This window comes from Aquimarina hainanensis (assembly GCF_042684685.1).
Lineage (GTDB): Bacteria > Bacteroidota > Bacteroidia > Flavobacteriales > Flavobacteriaceae > Aquimarina > Aquimarina hainanensis.
In genome coordinates, this window is the sequence record NZ_JBHULX010000021.1 from 195,700 (window position 1) to 212,199 (window position 16,500).

General features: G+C 34.9%; 14 protein-coding genes. 3 read left to right on the forward strand and 11 right to left on the reverse strand.

Annotated features, from left to right (window positions below; translation table 11 throughout):
- Positions 1-606: a ribosome biogenesis GTP-binding protein YihA/YsxC gene (gene yihA, locus ACFSTE_RS11595; protein ID WP_176028821.1), complete on the forward strand. Its 606-nt coding sequence runs from the start codon at positions 1-3 to the stop codon at positions 604-606.
- Positions 607-669: 63 nt separating this feature from the next.
- Here yihA and gldC read toward each other — a convergent pair whose 3' ends face one another.
- Together gldC and gldB are read right to left on the reverse strand one after the other, a co-directional pair.
- Positions 670-1,008, reverse strand: coding sequence for a gliding motility protein GldC (gldC, locus tag ACFSTE_RS11600; protein WP_176028820.1), 339 nt, complete (start codon positions 1,006-1,008; stop codon positions 670-672).
- Positions 1,008-1,952: a gliding motility lipoprotein GldB gene (gene gldB, locus ACFSTE_RS11605; RefSeq protein ID WP_254884129.1), complete on the reverse strand. Its 945-nt coding sequence runs from the start codon at positions 1,950-1,952 to the stop codon at positions 1,008-1,010. The genes gldC and gldB overlap by 1 nt, the downstream gene beginning before the upstream one ends.
- Before the next feature lie 135 nt (positions 1,953-2,087).
- On the opposite strand from gldB, the gene nadE reads away from it, so the two are divergent.
- Together nadE and ACFSTE_RS11615 are read left to right on the forward strand one after the other, a co-directional pair.
- A complete protein-coding gene (gene nadE, locus ACFSTE_RS11610) occupies positions 2,088-2,876 on the forward strand; it encodes an NAD(+) synthase (protein WP_378257005.1) in 789 nt (262 codons plus the stop codon).
- A 143-nt stretch (positions 2,877-3,019) separates the two neighbouring features.
- Entirely contained in the window at positions 3,020-3,652 is a 633-nt protein-coding gene (locus ACFSTE_RS11615; RefSeq protein WP_176028817.1) for a response regulator, read from the forward strand.
- Here ACFSTE_RS11615 and dnaG read toward each other — a convergent pair whose 3' ends face one another.
- The 9 genes from dnaG to queA form a co-directional block, all read right to left on the reverse strand.
- Positions 3,653-5,614 carry a DNA primase gene (gene dnaG / locus ACFSTE_RS11620; RefSeq protein WP_378257007.1) on the reverse strand — a complete coding sequence of 654 codons (1,962 nt, stop codon included), beginning with the start codon at positions 5,612-5,614 and terminating at the stop codon, positions 3,653-3,655.
- Positions 5,615-5,760: 146 nt separating this feature from the next.
- Complete coding sequence (locus ACFSTE_RS11625; RefSeq protein WP_378257009.1) at positions 5,761-8,754, reverse strand: T9SS type A sorting domain-containing protein; 2,994 nt, start codon at positions 8,752-8,754, stop codon at positions 5,761-5,763.
- Positions 8,755-9,384: 630 nt separating this feature from the next.
- Positions 9,385-10,431 (reverse strand): hypothetical protein, encoded by a 1,047-nt coding sequence (locus tag ACFSTE_RS11630; protein WP_378257011.1) that lies wholly within the window; start codon positions 10,429-10,431, stop codon positions 9,385-9,387.
- An 89-nt stretch (positions 10,432-10,520) separates the two neighbouring features.
- The gene (locus ACFSTE_RS11635; RefSeq protein ID WP_378257013.1) at positions 10,521-11,255 is read right to left on the reverse strand and encodes a hypothetical protein; all 735 of its coding nucleotides are present in this window, start codon (positions 11,253-11,255) and stop codon (positions 10,521-10,523) included.
- Positions 11,242-11,805, reverse strand: coding sequence for an RNA polymerase sigma factor (locus ACFSTE_RS11640; protein WP_378257015.1), 564 nt, complete (start codon positions 11,803-11,805; stop codon positions 11,242-11,244). The genes ACFSTE_RS11635 and ACFSTE_RS11640 overlap by 14 nt, the downstream gene beginning before the upstream one ends.
- Positions 11,806-11,887: 82 nt before the next feature.
- Positions 11,888-12,865, reverse strand: a complete 978-nt coding sequence (locus ACFSTE_RS11645; protein ID WP_378257017.1) for a polyprenyl synthetase family protein — start codon at positions 12,863-12,865, stop codon at positions 11,888-11,890.
- 123 nt (positions 12,866-12,988) lie between these two features.
- A complete protein-coding gene (rlmN, locus tag ACFSTE_RS11650) occupies positions 12,989-14,029 on the reverse strand; it encodes a 23S rRNA (adenine(2503)-C(2))-methyltransferase RlmN (RefSeq protein WP_176028811.1) in 1,041 nt (346 codons plus the stop codon).
- Between the two features lie 128 nt (positions 14,030-14,157).
- A complete protein-coding gene (locus tag ACFSTE_RS11655; RefSeq protein ID WP_176028810.1) occupies positions 14,158-15,087 on the reverse strand; it encodes a chalcone isomerase family protein in 930 nt (309 codons plus the stop codon).
- 358 nt (positions 15,088-15,445) lie between these two features.
- Complete coding sequence (gene queA / locus ACFSTE_RS11660; protein ID WP_176028809.1) at positions 15,446-16,495, reverse strand: tRNA preQ1(34) S-adenosylmethionine ribosyltransferase-isomerase QueA; 1,050 nt, start codon at positions 16,493-16,495, stop codon at positions 15,446-15,448.
- Between the last annotated feature and the right edge of the window lie 5 nt (positions 16,496-16,500).

A 16,500-nucleotide genomic window follows, 5' to 3' on the forward strand; every position in this document is an offset into this window, starting at 1 on the left:
ATGAAAATAAGCAGCGCTGAATTTGTAATAAGTAACAGCGATGTTGCTAAATGCCCGAAAGAAAAACTCCCTGAGTATGCCTTTATCGGAAGATCTAACGTAGGAAAGTCTTCTTTGATAAATATGCTTACCAATAGAAAAAATCTAGCCAAAACCTCAGGGCGCCCCGGAAAAACACAGTTAATCAACCATTTTATCATTAACAAAAAGTGGTTCCTGGTCGATTTACCCGGATATGGATACGCTAGAGTTTCTAAATCAGCCAAGAAGGTGTTTCAAAAATTTATCACCTCTTACTTCTCCAAAAGAACACAGCTTGTCAATGCTTTTGTTCTAGTAGACTCTAGACATGAACCTCAAAAAATAGATGTAGAATTCATGCTTTGGCTGGGAGAAAATCAAATTCCATTTTCTATCATTTTTACGAAAGCTGACAAGTTATCCAAAAACAAACTAGAGGTCCAGATAGCAGAGTACAAAAAGAAAATATTAGAGTACTGGGAAGAAATGCCTATTTATTTTATCACTTCCTCCTCTTCTGGTCAAGGAAAAGAAGAATTACTTGCCTATATCGACAATATCAACAAACAATTACAATCATCATAAAAACACAAAAAGCTGAAAATGTATTTTTTCAGCTTTTTTATGCAGCATTAAACAATACCTTCTTTATTTCTTTTTAAGCTCCAGTTTTTCTGCAAAGTAATCACAAAAATCCTTCATAGTATCTGACATTTTCTGATCCTGTGTTGCTCTGTTAAACGTATCACTCATTGACACTAATGTTTGATGAAAAAATATCTTCATTTCATCAACAGGCATATCTTTGGTCCATAAGTCAATTCTAAGACTCTCCTTATTAGCACTATCCCAAACAGACAATAACATTGCTTTTGTCTCTTCATTTTCTACACCCCCATCTTGTGCAGTCCATTTTAATTTTTCCGGAACTCTATTTTCATCTAATTCAATATCTATCTTAATCTCCGATTTATGTACACTCGCCATTATCTTACTGGTTTATATTTTGATTTTTTAAAAACTGTTTCGGCATCTACCATCAACAGATGATGCAAAGATACGTCGTTATTTTCCATATACGAAGAAACAATTCTCTCCCCTATAAATTGCCCTATTTTTCCCGGAGCCTCCTTATCGATTTCCTCCAGATAAAACTTAGAAAAAGGAGCTGGAAACAAAAATCTTGACAACAAAGAAGTATCTGTACTGTACAACAACTGTCTATCTATAAAATACTTCCAAATCTCTTCTTCATTAGCCTCTGACCACGCATATTGTTCTTCTGTATATCCGAGCAATGAAGCTTTGGAGTGCACCGGCAGAAACAATTTTTTGAGATACTGTTCTTTTCCGTAATAAATCATATTCGATAGGAAAGTTCTGTCTTTACTTAACCTTATCATTTTTTTAGCATACATTGAGGCTACATCTGGTACAATTTGCTCCGTTACAAACCCTTGCTTTAAATACACCGAAATGTTTTCATAAAAAAAGTGATCTTTTCCCAAATACGTATCCAAAGAAATAATCAACAATCCTTCATGCAAAATCACTTTATTTCGGTAATCTACATCAGATGTAACAGTGACAATTCTCGGAATTCTCTCTTCTGGAAAATAAAATTTTACATGTTGAAAAAAAGAATGCAGCTCATTTTTTACTGTAGAAAAATCAGAAAATTTCTTTGACACCTCAGTATTAATTTCGACCTGCAAGGTATCAACTGACTTCTTCAACCACACGTCATTTTCATACCGCTCAGGAAAAAGAAAAGGAAAGCGCTCTTTCAGTTCATTCAGGTTTTCTGATGTTACTGCAGCAAAGAGCTCATCAAACCGCTCTACCTCTATCGTTACATCTACTTTAGCAATATCCTCTTCTACCCCCTTATTCTTATTACACGAAATCATCGCTACGTATAATAAACACATTAGTACTTTTTTTATTTTCATTTCAATAATCTGAATAAACCTGTTACTTTGTTCTTTATTTACAGAAACGCTCCCTATTTTTATTAATTTTATGACAGCAAAGGTACTTATTAAAGAATTATTAAATGTAAATATATGCAAACAGAAAAAGTAATCGATCACATTGTTAATTGGTTAAAAGAATATGCTACTAACGCTAAAATGGAAGGTTTTGTTGTTGGAATCAGCGGAGGAATAGACAGTGCCGTTACCTCTTCTCTATGCGCCAAAACAGGCTTAAAAACACTTTGTGTAGAGATGCCTATTCATCAGGCTAAAAGTCAGGTTGATCGTGCTCAGGAACACATCAGTCAATTAAAAGAAAGATACTCTAATGTATCTGATACTCGTACAGATCTAACTCCTGTATTCGAACAATTCAAAAATATCACTCCTGCGACAGAGGCATCTGCCACCCTTGATCTTGCTCTCGCCAACACCAGAGCCAGACTTAGAATGACTACACTGTATTACTTTGCCGGTTTACACAGATTACTTGTTGCGGGAACCGGTAATAAGGTAGAAGATTTTGGCGTTGGCTTCTTTACTAAATACGGAGACGGAGGAGTCGACCTGAGTCCAATAGCTGATTTACTAAAAAGTGAAGTATATACAATCGCAAAAGAGTTAAAAGTTCCTGACTCCATTCAAAATGCAGCTCCAACAGACGGATTATTTGGAGACAGCAGAAGCGATGAAGATCAAATCGGAGCAAGCTATGACGAGCTAGAGTGGGCTATGAAAATGAAAGATTCAGGAAAAACTGCCAATGATTTTAACGGCAGAGAATTAGAGGTTTTCACTATTTTTGATCGCTTAAATACCGTAAACCAACATAAAATGAATCCAATTCCGGTATGTAAAATACCCGTTAATCTAATATAGTGAACACTTGGTCGATAAATTAATAAAAATAAGTTTACGAGTGGGAGTTCTTAGTAATTTTGCAGATGATAAAATACTTTACTACCCCTACAAATAAATGTTTGCCCTTAATCTAAAATTAACATTAACAATCGTAAACAAGAATGACAACAGTACTAATAGCTGATCATCATCCAATCACAAGAAAAGGAATTTCTTCTTTACTACGAAATGCTGAAAACTTTGAAATTATAGGTAAGGTTAGTAATGGGAATGAAATGTATGATGTTCTTAAATCAAACACTCCTGATATTCTCATCATGGAGCTAGACCTTCCACAAATCAACGGAATTACCGCATTACGAACAATAAAGCAGGAATTCACTAAAATCAAGGTCATTATTTTTAGTTCCCATCCTGAGGAAATGTATGCATTGAGCGCCATTAAAGCAGGGGCTTCTGCGTATCTGTCCAAAACAGTATCTACCAAAACTCTAAGAAAGGCTATCGATAGAGTAGCTAGAGGAGGTATCTACCTAAACGACAACCTCACACAACAATTAGCAGATGGAAACACCAAAGAAAGTAATATGGTAGTAAAGTATAAGAAACTCTCCTCCCGAGAAATCGAAGTACTTAATTTACTCTCTTCCGGAAAAAGAAACAAAGATATAGCGGCTACCTTATCTATTAATGAAAAAACGGTAAGCACCTATAAAACAAGGTTACTTAAAAAATTAAAAGTTGATAATCTCGCGGATTTAATCCATCAATCGAGATTGTTACATATCAGCTAATCAAACTACGCGATTTAATTTTTCAAAAAGAATTTTTCGCAATGTAAGATAATCGGAAACATCTTGAATTGTTTCACGATGATCTTTGTCATACTGGGCTTTCACTTCTTGTGAAAGCTCATCTATTTTCTGACTGATCAAAAACCTTCTCAAATTAAGAATAATATCCCGGGTATACTGAGCTACTGAATACTCTTTCTTTTTTACATGAATTTCCTGATCTTCCCAACGATGTAAAGCGTAGCGTTCTTCATTCATCATTATAGCCGTTATTTCTGAAGCTATTTCCTGAGGCACATGATTAATAAAACTTTCTATCTTAAAGTCGTCATCCTGATTCAACCGATCTATCAACAACGCATAGATATCTCTAAAGCTGTTATTTGCAAACTCCACCTCATCATCTTGTAAGTCCAGATATATTTTCTCAAAAACTTTTGCTTTATACACTTCTGGTTCCATCTCCAGATCTCCTTCTTCATTTTCTTTTAACACCCAATCTTCAAATTCTTCTACTTGCTGTCCATAAAGCAACAGTATTTCTATAATCTTACACTCTAACTGATATTGCTCATCTACTTTGGGCTGTTGCGGTTCTTCCTGCGGAACCACAGCCATCGACCTTTTGTTTTTAGTTTTTTTATCCTTTCCTCCTTTTTCTTCCGTTTGATTCATCTGAGCCAATGTATCAAACAGGACATCCTCAGAAACCCCCATAATTCTAGCACATTCCTGTACATAGATTTCTTGCTTTATAACATCCGGAATCTTAGATACACTCGTTACAATATCCCTTATCAACTCTGCTCTTTTTATCGGATCATTTTCTGATTCCCGATGCAATAAAGATGCTTTAAAACTGATAAAGTCCTGCGATTTTTCATTGAGATAATTCTTTAATTCCTCTTCGGTATTCTGTTTTGCAAAACTGTCCGGATCTTCTCCTTCGGGAAACCCGCATACTTTTACATTCATCCCTTGTTCGAGAATCAAATCAATCCCCCTGATTGATGCCCTAATCCCTGCTGCATCTCCATCAAACAACACAGTTATATTTTTTGTCAGCCGATTAATCAAACGCACCTGATCGCTCGTCAATGCAGTACCAGAGGACGATACCACATTTGACACTCCCGTTTGATGAAACTGGATTACATCCGTATACCCTTCTACCAAATAACAGTTATCTTCTTTAGCAATTGCTTGTTTTGCATGGTAAATCCCATACAACACTTTGCTCTTATGATAAATATCACTTTCTGGAGAATTTAAGTATTTTGCTGCTTTTTTATCATTGGTCAGAATTCTTCCCCCAAATCCTAATACTCTTCCTGACATAGATTGAATAGGAAACATCACCCTTCCTTTAAACCGATCAAACTTCTTATCAGTTTTGACAATCGTAAGCCCTGTTTTCTCCAGGTAACTCAATTGATATCCGTTTTTAATTGCTTCATTCGTAAAAGCATCCCATTCATCAGGAGAGTATCCTAATCCAAACTTCTTAATCGTTTCGATTGTAAACCCTCTTTCTTTAAAATACGTTAACCCAATTGCTTTTCCTTTTTCGGTATTCAACAAACAGTCCTGAAAAAACGTATTGGCATATTCACTAACCAAATACATACTTTCTCTTTCATTCGACTGTTGTTTTTGCTGATCTGTCTGTTCTGTTTCCAGTACCTCAATGTTATATTTTTTTGCCAGGTACTTAATTGCTTCGGGATAAGTAAAATGCTCATGTTCCATTAAGAAAGCTACAACATTCCCTCCTTTACCCGTAGAGAAATCTTTCCAGATCTGTTTTACAGGAGAAACCATAAAAGACGGAGTACGCTCATCACTAAATGGGCTTAAGCCTTTAAAGTTACTCCCTGCTTTTTTAAGCTGCACAAAATCACCTATAACTTCTTCTAATCTAGCTGTTTCAAATACAGCATCCACTGTGGTTTTATGAATCATAAACTTTTATTCCAGAACTCTATTTCTATTATACGAACGATAGACAAAAATAAGACAATTCATATTTATTACCAGCCAAACCCATCAAACAAAAAAAAAGAGGGCACTCTTTTGAGCACCCTCTACCATGTTTAAAACGGCTATTATCATTCTTTTACAAATCTTCTGGTCACTTCTATATCTTCTGCCATAAAACGCACAAAATATGTTCCTACACTCAGATCTGACACATCAATTTCTTCTTTAGTTCCTTCAATTTCCTTCACCAGCATTCCATACATAGAAAATACCTTAATTTGATCAACCGTTTTTCCTTTCACATTAATCTTCAATACATTTTTTGCAGGATTTGGATATAAAGAAAAAACTCCAGGATCAACCGATTCCTTATCAGTTAATGCATATGTCTCTAACCTAGCTTTTTTGCTTGCCTTCACACAAAAATCCTTACTCTCCATTCTATCAAAATCGCCTCCTGATACAATCTCTCCAGAAGCACTTGCTACTGTATACGACCCTTCTCCCTGGCTACAGCATATCCCATCTCCAAAAGAATCTTCTATCGTAAACGTATAAGTCCCTTCACTCAATCCTCTAATGTTTTCCACCACTGTAGAACCATCAGGGTTAGCATTCGAATATGTCTTAGAAGCTACTTCAGCTCCTGTCCCATCGGTAATTTTCCAAGAAGTTTCTTGCGGATAATTATCAAAAGTTATCGTCACCGTAACATCTTGTGATGCACAAGAAGATCCGGTATCTCCAGCCGTTAATTTTACATCATCAATCGCCACATCAGCTCTCCAACTTCCTCCGGTTACTCTATTAAATCTTAATTGTAACCCTGATCCTATATAGGCAGACAGGTCAATGGAAGCTTTTCTCCACACATTTCCTTGATTCCCGGATCGATTCCAAACACTCGTCCATGTTTCTCCTTCATCATTAGATGCTTCTACTTCTAATGTTCCCATATCAGAAGATCCATACATATGATATTCAAAAGAGAATACTGCTGAAGCAGCATCATTAAGATCAAAACAAGGAGAGGTAATTACAGCTCTTTTATTAGGGTAACCGACACCTTCTACTGAAGCCTCTACATAAAGATAATGAGTTCCATTAGCCGCTTTACCAGGTCCTGTTCTTCTTGATGGAGTTCCATCTGCATCTAATTCCCAATCGATATCATCATCCTGAGATTGCTCCCATGCACCAATTGTATTTTCGAAACTCTCGCTATACGGTGCAGCTATACCATCTTTACACCCTGGTCCTACTGTACTATCCAAGGTAGTCACCCTAATCGTATTACTAGCTTCTGATTGGTTGTTTGAAGCATCTTTTGCTTTGACATAAAAAGTATAGGTTGTCAAAGGAGTTAAACCGGCAACAGTAAAAGAAGTCTCCGTAACTGTCTTTATCAATGTGTTATCCTGATATACATCATACCCTACTACTCCGATATTATCTGTGGATGCTGTCCAACTCAGTGTTGTTTCTCTAGCAGTAGTGTTTTCCGATGCTAAGTTCGCAGGTGCAGTCGGAGGTTCATTATCTACAACGGCAGGTGCTAATCTAAAAGCTACCACATGACTTTTCCGAACATTATCGGGTCCTTTCATGTACTCACTTATATGCCAAAAGGTTTTATCATCCAGTGGATCTATTGTCAATTGCCCGTAATCTCCATAACGACCATCTCTTCTATTATTCTGGCTATCTCCATCTGCTGATACCTTCTCTGCAACTGTCATTGTCCCTAACGGGTCTGATGCTAATCTTCCCGTATACCGCAATGATGTATATTTTGTAGTACTAACAATCGTATACGCCAATCCAATATTTCCTAAAGCATCCATCCCAATACTTCCACAAAAGGCACTATGCCCATCTGGTTGCGTATAGGTTCCTTCCTGATATATTGTCCAAGGATCATTATCATTGTTTTGCCTCAATTCATACCAGCGAATTCCTGCCAGACTATCATTCCCATCTAAATCTACTACAAAATTAAGCACAACTGAGTTATGTGTTCCAAACCTTCTATAGTTAGTCATAAACATCATCGTAGCCTGTAGTGCATCTATATCAGGTCCAGATCCAGGCTCATCTAAATTCTGAAAGGAACCTCCATCAAATACACTGTCAAAGGGAGTAGTTGTGATTTCCTGTGGTTGTGAAATTGTTGAACTAGAAGGGTTGGTCCAATCTATAGTGGTGGTCCATACTTTTAAATGATCTTGAGACACTCCTCCCCAACTATCATCCTGTAAGTATACAATGGAATGTTTCGCTCCCACTGGCGGCAAGGATGTTCCGGTAGCATTAAAACCTCCTGGACTATAGAATCCGTTTGTTTTAGCTCCTGGCAAAGGAAATCCTATCATCTGTGCCGATGTATTTCCTGCTAACATTTGATCTCTTTCTACTACAAATACTACGTTGTTGGAATCTGGTGCATTTTGGTCTTTGTTTGCTGTAATATAATATCCATCGGACCAAATAGAAAGCTTTTCATAATCAGGAAATGTCCCTGTATTAAAACGATAAGTATACCATCCATCATTAACTGGATCCGGTCCTTTTCCTATAGCAATTAAAAAACCGTTAGGCGTATTACTAAACTCCATAATAATAAAGCGTTCCGCAAAATTATCATACATTACTACCGGGTCTCCAAGGGTTTCCCCTGGAAAAATAGTTCCCAAAGAAGCTTCAGGTACTAACACATTACCAGACCTGTCTAAAATCCCAAATCCGGAATTAAATGCATACACATAATGATTAGGTCCAATTGCCCCTGTGGCATCGTTCAATACTGTTCCCGCATGTGCATCAAACGATGCTATTTCATCAGCAGTTCTTACTTGTGAAGCATTTTTTTGGCTTTGCAATAAAGGATCTCCACCTTTCGGGAATCCTTTTCCGGGAACCACTGTATTTGTTCCTCTTCTTTTTGGAGGTGCAACATGTCCAAAGCCTTTTGCAGCAATGATATTATCCATTGACGACAGAGCTGGAATCTCCCTCATATAGGAGGATGAAGTAACTAAATTCGCTTTTACAGCGCCTTTCTGTGCAAATAGTACCAGACCAGAGAACAGAAAAAATACAAGAAAAAAGTTTTTTGCATTCATTTTTTTAAATTTTGGTTAATTGTTCGTTAAACAAACACCAATGATCGCATAAGCATAGGTTTATCATCGTATTTTGCCCGGGGAAGACAACACACTACGAAATCCGGAAATCAAATAAAAAACAGACGCAATAACTAGATAATCAACGTGTAAGCAAAAGGGATTTGCCTTACTAAAGGAGTAATGTTCATAAGTTTTATTTTAAGTCTTGATTTGTGTGTGACTCAAAATTACAAATTCATTCAATAGATGATATACGGAAAAACACTACCATAGCAATGGGTTAATAATCAATACATTACACTGATCATTAAAACAAAACTCGTTTAAACAAGAAACAAAACAACATTAAACAATTAAAAAACAGATAGTTACATAAAACAAATTTAACCTGAAGCTTCTTCTTTTTTTCTGTGTTTTTTGTAAAATAAAAAATCAAACTATTTAACAGAATTAACTATTATATTACATTATTTTAACAATTTTAACACAAAAAACTCTAAAAATAACATGATATGACTCAACAAAACATTCAATTTTACGGTTTTAAATCCCTTTAAAAATTGTTTTTAAATAAGAAAAGCCTTCATATGATAGCATATAAGGCTTTAATATTAAGCTAGATATTTTTTACAAATCAAACCTAACTCCCAAAGAAATATTATTTTGTTTTACTACTGCATTTTTAAACAATGGAGACATATCATATTTTGCATACAAAGACATATCCCCAAAACCCAGATATCCTCCTAATCCATACACAAAATTGCTAGTATTATAATCCATTTTAATTTTTTCTTTCACTTTCTCACCTTCTTCTATATATTTTAACTTCTGTCGCGTACTAATATTCAATCCTGCATATCCCCCAACACCTATTCTGAACTTCTTGTGTATACGGTATCTTATTTTTTCTGGGGTTTCTATAAACTTAGAAGGACCAAATTCCAAGTACAACGGCACCACAAGATGATCTACTCTAAATTTAGATTTGTCCAACCCTACTCTGAATTCCTCCAGAACTGTTTGCCCTTCTTTATCTACTAAATATCTATTTCCTGTCGGTTTTAGTCCATTTGATTGATATGAAATTCCATATAGGACTCTTGCAAAATTTGATTTTTCAAAAATTCTAGTCTTCCATACAATTCCCATTTCAAAAAACCTACTCCCTCCAATTCTATAATCAGAGTCTTCTAATGAAGTGCCCTCTGTAAGTACATTATTCAACCCAAAAGCGATAACAAAACTTTCATTCGTTCTCCTGTCATATACTTCTTTTTTATTGGAATTATTACCGTTAATCTTAAAACCAAATATCTCTATTTCTTTTTCAATTTTATTCCTTTCCTCTACCTCTTCATAAACCTCTCCATTCCTAATTAGAAGTGCTATTTTATTATCTATGATTGTTAGTTGATTTTCTATATTTAACGCTCTTTTATTTGCCGCAGCTTCTTTTAGCATTATTGCTTTTTCTTTCGTAATTTCTCCATCAATTAATTGTTGATTAATCTTCTCTACTTCTTTTTTTAGCTTATTTTTTTCACTTACAACTATTTCTTCTTTGGTTTTCTTTAATTGCACTATCTTACTATTATGTATTGTATCCTGTGCAAATAAATGGGTGCATAAAGCCATTGCCATCCACATGGCGATTAAAATAACTGTTTTCATTTTGATGATGATTTTTGATTTCCAACACGTCCTCCCCCTGCATATAAAACACAGGGAAAAGATCGCAATGGTTTTGATTAATGAATGTATTAATTCTCCCGATCTACAATCGAAATATGTAATTTCTTAAATCCTACTTTTAATGCTTCAAAAACTCGTTCCTTAAAGGTTTCATCAAGTTCTAGCTCTACATCATGCAAAAGCGCAGTAGCATTGACCTTATTTGATTTTGTTATTTTTTCTAACAAAATTTTTTGTTGCGCTTTGTACAAAAGTGCTTCAATCTCTTCATCCGACACCTCTTCTTTCTCTTTCTCCAGCGCCACTACTTCTTTTAGCACATTGGCTACTTCCTGCTGAATCATCTCTTCTTCGGTTTTTTCAAACACGAATCCCCTTGACTCTTCTGACGGCGCTATATTTTCTTTTGCTGGTATTTTGATATCTTGCTTTTGTTCCTTGTTCTCCTTATAAACAATGTTATTTTGAGGTGTTTTTTTATCGATAGGTTTTTTATCTTCTACTATTTTTTCCAAAACAATTTCGGTGCTCTGAACTGAATCTATTTTATTTTCTAACAATATTGTATCTGTATTGGTAATTCTATCAGAAATGTTTTCTCTTTTTGTAAATCGGAATACGATAACAGCCACAATTCCTATCACGCAAGCTGCAACTAGCATTTTTACCAGCTGAAATCCTTTCTCTTTTCTTTTACCAGCATCCAGCTTCTCCTCCAAACGTGTCCATGTTGCTGCTGAAGGCGTTATTGAACGTCCTTCTAATCTCTTCTTTATTTCTTCATCAAACTTAGACGGTGCCATTATTCATTATGTTTTGATTTATCATTTTTCTCTGTAGCATCTTTCTCGCTTTGAAAAGCTGTGACTTTGACGTGCTTTCCGAAATATCCAACATTTTGGCAATTTCCTGATGTTTATACCCCTCTACAGCATATAGGACAAATACCATCCTATACCCTGAAGGTAAACTATCGATTAACGATTGAATTTCTTCAACCTCCAGTTCTGTTTCTATATTATTCCAGGAAATCTCTTTACCTCCTATTATTTCTTCGGTAAAAAGCTGTGTTTTCTCTTTTCTCAAGTATGAAATAGACTCATTAATCATAATTCTTCGAATCCAACCTTCAAAGCTTCCTTCGGACTTGAATTTTTTCAAGTTCATAAATACCTTCAAAAAACCTGACAACATCACCTCTTCTGCATGGTGTATATCTTTGATATAATACCTACACACACTAAGCATTTTGGCAGCATAACTTTTGTATAGTTTATACTGTGCCTCTTTATGCCCTTTAGCAGCTTTGCTAATGAGTAATGTTTCGTTTTTATAAAATTGAACAATTCTCAAGTCCTTTAATTTTTATGCTCTATATACATAGACGCTCATAAAATTAAAATAGTTGCCTGAGATATAAAAAAAGTATGGTTTGTTATTTTTTTCGGTCTATAACATAGGTGACCATCAACTCTAAAGAGTCTTTGTATTCTGAATCTGGGAAGGATGAAAGAATTGTTAAGGCTTCCTCTTTAAATTCATGCATTATTTTAGTAGCGTATTCCAATCCTCCACTAAGCTTAACAAAGTCAATCACTTCTTTGACTCTCTTTTTATTTTTATTGTGGTTCTTTACGGAATTAATCAACCATTTTCTCTTTTCTTTTGAGCAATGATTTAAGGTATAAATCAGAGGGAGTGTCATTTTTTGCTCTTTGATATCTATTCCGGTAGGTTTTCCTATTGCTTCATCTCCATAATCAAACAAATCATCTTTAATCTGAAAAGTCATCCCTATTAACTCTCCAAATCTTCTCATTTTCTCTACAGCATCAGAATCAGGAGCTACTGAGCATGCTCCTAAACTACAACAAGCAGCAATTAGGGTAGCTGTTTTTTGACGAATGATCTCGTAATAGACTTCTTCTGTTATATCTAAATTTCTAGCCTTTTCTATCTGCAACAGCTCTCCTTCACTCATTTCTCTGACTGCTACAGAGATAATTTTAAGCAGATCAAAATCTCCGTAATCTATAGAAAGTAACAATCCTTTGGACAGCAGATAATCTCCAACTAATACAGCTATTTTATTTTTCCACAAGGCATTTATAGAGAAGAAACCTCGCCTCATATTAGAATCATCAACAACATCATCATGGACTAAGGTCGCCGTATGAATAAGCTCTATTACAGAAGCTCCTCTATACGTTCTTTCATTTAGTTCTCCTTCTGCCACCATTTTTGCTACCAGAAAAACAAACATCGGACGCATTTGTTTCCCCTTTCGGTTTACAATATAATGCGTTATCCTATTTAATAAGGCCACTTTAGAAGACATAGATTGTGAAAACTTTTTCTCAAAAAGTTCCATTTCATCTATGATAGGTCGCTTTATTTGCTCAACTATTTTCAACAGTTACTTCTTAATTCGATCTGATTATTAGCTGCGAAGATAGCATAAATAAGTTTGTATTCTTCTTTTCGCTAATTGATATTGCATTTCTATGAAAATATTAAGATTTCTTATGTTTTGTATCTATGATTTATTCGCTAATTGCCCGCATGCAGCATCGATATCTTTCCCTCTGCTTCTTCGAACATTCACAACAATTCCTTTTGTTTCCAAAGAGCTGATATAACGATCTATTGCATGTGAGTCTGCCTGTTGAAACTCTCCGTCATCGATTGGATTATATTCTATAAGATTCACCTTGCAGGGAACATAGGAGCAAAATTTCACCAAGGCATCAATATCTTCTTTACGATCATTGATCCCTTTCCAGACTACGTATTCGTAGGTAACCTTACTTTTTGTTTTCTGATACCAATACTCTAATGACTCTCTAAGATCGGACAGGGGAAACATTTTATTAAATGGCATAATCCTGGTTCTGACATCATCGATGGCAGAGTGCAGAGAAACTGCCAAACCAAACCGCACTTCATCATCTGCCAGTTTTTTGATCATCTTAGGAACTCCGGAAGTAGAAACTGTAATTCTTTTAGGAGACATTCCCAATCCATCTTCTGAGGTTATCTTCTCTATAGATTTTAATACATTCTTATAGTTCATTAATGGCTCTCCCATTCCCATAAAAACAATATTAGACAAAGGACGGTTGTGATAAAGTCTGCTTTCTTTATCTATTGCCACTACCTGATCATAAATCTCATCAGGGTTAAGGTTTCTCATTCTTTTGAGCCTGGCTGTAGCGCAAAATTTGCAATCCAGGCTACATCCCACCTGAGAAGAAACACACGCTGTCGTTCTTGTAGCTGTAGGGATCAATACGGATTCTACTATTAAACCATCATGTAATCGCACTGCATTTTTTATCGTTCCATCCGAGCTTCTTTGCATCTGATCTACATGGATATGATTAATAACAAAGTGCTCCGCCAGCATTTTTCGGGTATTTTTAGAGACATTCGTCATATCATCAAAGTCATGTGCTCCTTTATTCCAAAGCCACTCATACACCTGATTCCCTCTAAAAGCTTTATCTCCGCTTTCTTTAAAAAAATCTCGTAATTCGTCTTTCGTTAATGACCTAATATCCTTTTTTTTCACCTTCATAATACTGCAAAAATATAAAAGATAAAGAAGTCCTCCAGATATCTTTTATTTTCCATACCAAATCGACTTATTTTCAATCCTTTTTATTGCAAAAAAAAGAGTTTGAAATTCAAACTCTTTTCATCTCTTTATTTTTTAATTCGTTTCCATTTGTGGGTTCCACCACTTCCTTTATAACGAACATTAAGAATATCTTCTTCATCTTCATCTACCCATATCTGACAATCAGACACTTCTCCATTTTTTATATTGGTAAACTTACCCCCTGCATATTTATTCTCTCCTTTGGGACGTAATCTTTTTAAAACAACCAATCCTTCGACTTGTTTATTCTTATCATCTCCTTTACATTCATAACATACCGCATCTCTTTCGGATTGCCTTAGCATTCTTTCTATGACTCCAAAAACACTGTTTTTGATAACGTAAATTTGTACAATACTAGTAGCCACTCCTGTTCTTTTATCATAAACTTTCCATCTTCCCAATACAGGATTCGTTTGCAAACTCCCCAATAAGTCTTCTTTTAATTCTTCATCAGTAGGATTTTCTCCTAACCAGATTTTGAAAAATGCTTTTTTGAAATCCAGGTTATTTAATGTCCCTAGTGATTCCATATTGCGATACACGGTAAGTCCTTTATCCTTTTTGAAAGTAATTTTTAGGATATCGTGTTTATTTACTTCTTTGGGAATATACGTAAAAAACTTTCTGATCTGATCTTCTAAAAGATAGCTATTCCCATCAGTAGCTCTCTCTAATCCATTTCTTAAAACTTCTTTTAGTTTATCCGAGTTTAATGAGCTAGATAATACTTTTATGGTCAATGCCATATTTTCATTTTTTTCAGCTACCAAGATTCCATCATCAACTCCATCAACTTCGAAGTTTAAATATAATCCTATCGCATATAATTTATCTTTTGCTCCTGCTCCATTAAGCATCAGTTCTTCTTCTTCAAAAACATCCGAATTATTAAATTGAACTTCTCCTACTCTTGTCTGAGCAAATGAAAAAACAGAAATTAATAAAACGAAACAAAACCCTATTCTTTTCATATATAATTAAATTAAACTGTCCGAAAACTTTGCGAAACTAGACAATTCAACAACAAAAATTACCCCATATTTTTGTGAATTCTTTTTTTTCGACAAAGTTCATTTTTTATCGTTAAATGACATTTTTATTTTAACAAAACTTTACGGTAAAACCGTATAATTTTTCAAAAACAAGGTGCAAAATTAATTTTTTTTTAGATAAAAAACAACCTAACAATTTAATTTTAAGACAAATAGATGTTAAAACGAAAAAGAGCTCAATTTTAACATTTGTAAAACTGAGCTCTCAAAAAAAATAAATTTTGTAGTATTTTTAGAGGTACTTTATTATATATGCAAATACTTCGTTAAAAAAACATTACAATATTAACATTGCATCTCCATAAGAGTAAAATTTATACTTCTCTTTTACGGCTTCTTCATAGGCTTCTTTTATCAAATCGTGCCCTGCAAATGCAGAAACCATCATTAGAAGCGTTGATTTTGGTGTATGAAAATTAGTAATCATACTATTAGCGATACTAAAATCATAAGGAGGAAAGATAAACTTATTCGTCCATCCTCTAAATTCATTTAATGTTTTCTCAGAAGATACTGAGCTTTCCAAAGCTCTCATCACAGTTGTTCCTACGGCACAAATTCTTCTTTTGTTCTTTATACCTGCATTTATAACCTCGGCTGCCTTTGCAGTAATATAAGCTTCTTCACTATCCATTTTATGTTTGGAAAGATCTTCTACCTCTACAGGGTTAAAAGTTCCTAGTCCTACATGTAATGTTATCTCAGAAAAATCCACTCCTTTTATCTCCAGACGTTTCATCAAGTGTTTAGAGAAATGCAATCCTGCAGTAGGTGCTGCTACTGCTCCTTCATTTTTTGCATAAATTGTCTGATATCTTTCTTCATCTTCAGGCTCTGTTTCTCTTTTTATATATTTAGGAAGTGGTGTCTCTCCTAAATCGGTTAACTTCTGCCTAAACTCATCATAAGAACCATCGTATAAAAATCTCAATGTACGTCCTCTGGAAGTTGTATTATCAATAACCTCTGCTACCAGACTCTCATCATCCCCGAAATACAGTTTATTTCCTATTCGTATTTTTCTAGCAGGATCTACCAATACATCCCATAAACGAGTTTCTGAGTTTAACTCTCTAAGAAGAAACACTTCAATTCTCGCTCCAGTTTTTTCTTTGTTCCCATATAATCTAGCAGGGAATACCTTTGTATTATTAAGTACCATAACATCATTTGGCTCGAAATAATCAATAAGATCCTTAAACTGTTTATGTTCTATTTTTTGCTCCTTTCTATTTAAAACCATCAAACGAGACTCGTCTCTGTTTTCTGCCGGATACTCAGCCAATAGCTCTTTTGGGAGATTGAAATTGAAATGTGATAACTTCATTCGTT

What these genes read in the sequence shown, in the direction of transcription:
- yihA (WP_176028821.1), top strand. Translation starts at nt 1, where the DNA reads ATGAAAATAAGCAGCGCTGAATTTGTAATAAGTAACAGCGATGTTGCT.
- gldC (WP_176028820.1), bottom strand. Translation starts at nt 1,008, where the DNA reads ATGGCGAGTGTACATAAATCGGAGATTAAGATAGATATTGAATTAGAT.
- gldB (WP_254884129.1), bottom strand. Translation starts at nt 1,952, where the DNA reads ATGTGTTTATTATACGTAGCGATGATTTCGTGTAATAAGAATAAGGGG.
- nadE (WP_378257005.1), top strand. Translation starts at nt 2,088, where the DNA reads ATGCAAACAGAAAAAGTAATCGATCACATTGTTAATTGGTTAAAAGAA.
- ACFSTE_RS11615 (WP_176028817.1), top strand. Translation starts at nt 3,020, where the DNA reads ATGACAACAGTACTAATAGCTGATCATCATCCAATCACAAGAAAAGGA.
- dnaG (WP_378257007.1), bottom strand. Translation starts at nt 5,614, where the DNA reads ATGATTCATAAAACCACAGTGGATGCTGTATTTGAAACAGCTAGATTA.
- ACFSTE_RS11625 (WP_378257009.1), bottom strand. Translation starts at nt 8,754, where the DNA reads ATGAATGCAAAAAACTTTTTTCTTGTATTTTTTCTGTTCTCTGGTCTG.
- ACFSTE_RS11630 (WP_378257011.1), bottom strand. Translation starts at nt 10,431, where the DNA reads ATGAAAACAGTTATTTTAATCGCCATGTGGATGGCAATGGCTTTATGC.
- ACFSTE_RS11635 (WP_378257013.1), bottom strand. Translation starts at nt 11,255, where the DNA reads ATGGCACCGTCTAAGTTTGATGAAGAAATAAAGAAGAGATTAGAAGGA.
- rlmN (WP_176028811.1), bottom strand. Translation starts at nt 14,029, where the DNA reads ATGAAGGTGAAAAAAAAGGATATTAGGTCATTAACGAAAGACGAATTA.
- ACFSTE_RS11655 (WP_176028810.1), bottom strand. Translation starts at nt 15,087, where the DNA reads ATGAAAAGAATAGGGTTTTGTTTCGTTTTATTAATTTCTGTTTTTTCA.
- queA (WP_176028809.1), bottom strand. Translation starts at nt 16,495, where the DNA reads ATGAAGTTATCACATTTCAATTTCAATCTCCCAAAAGAGCTATTGGCT.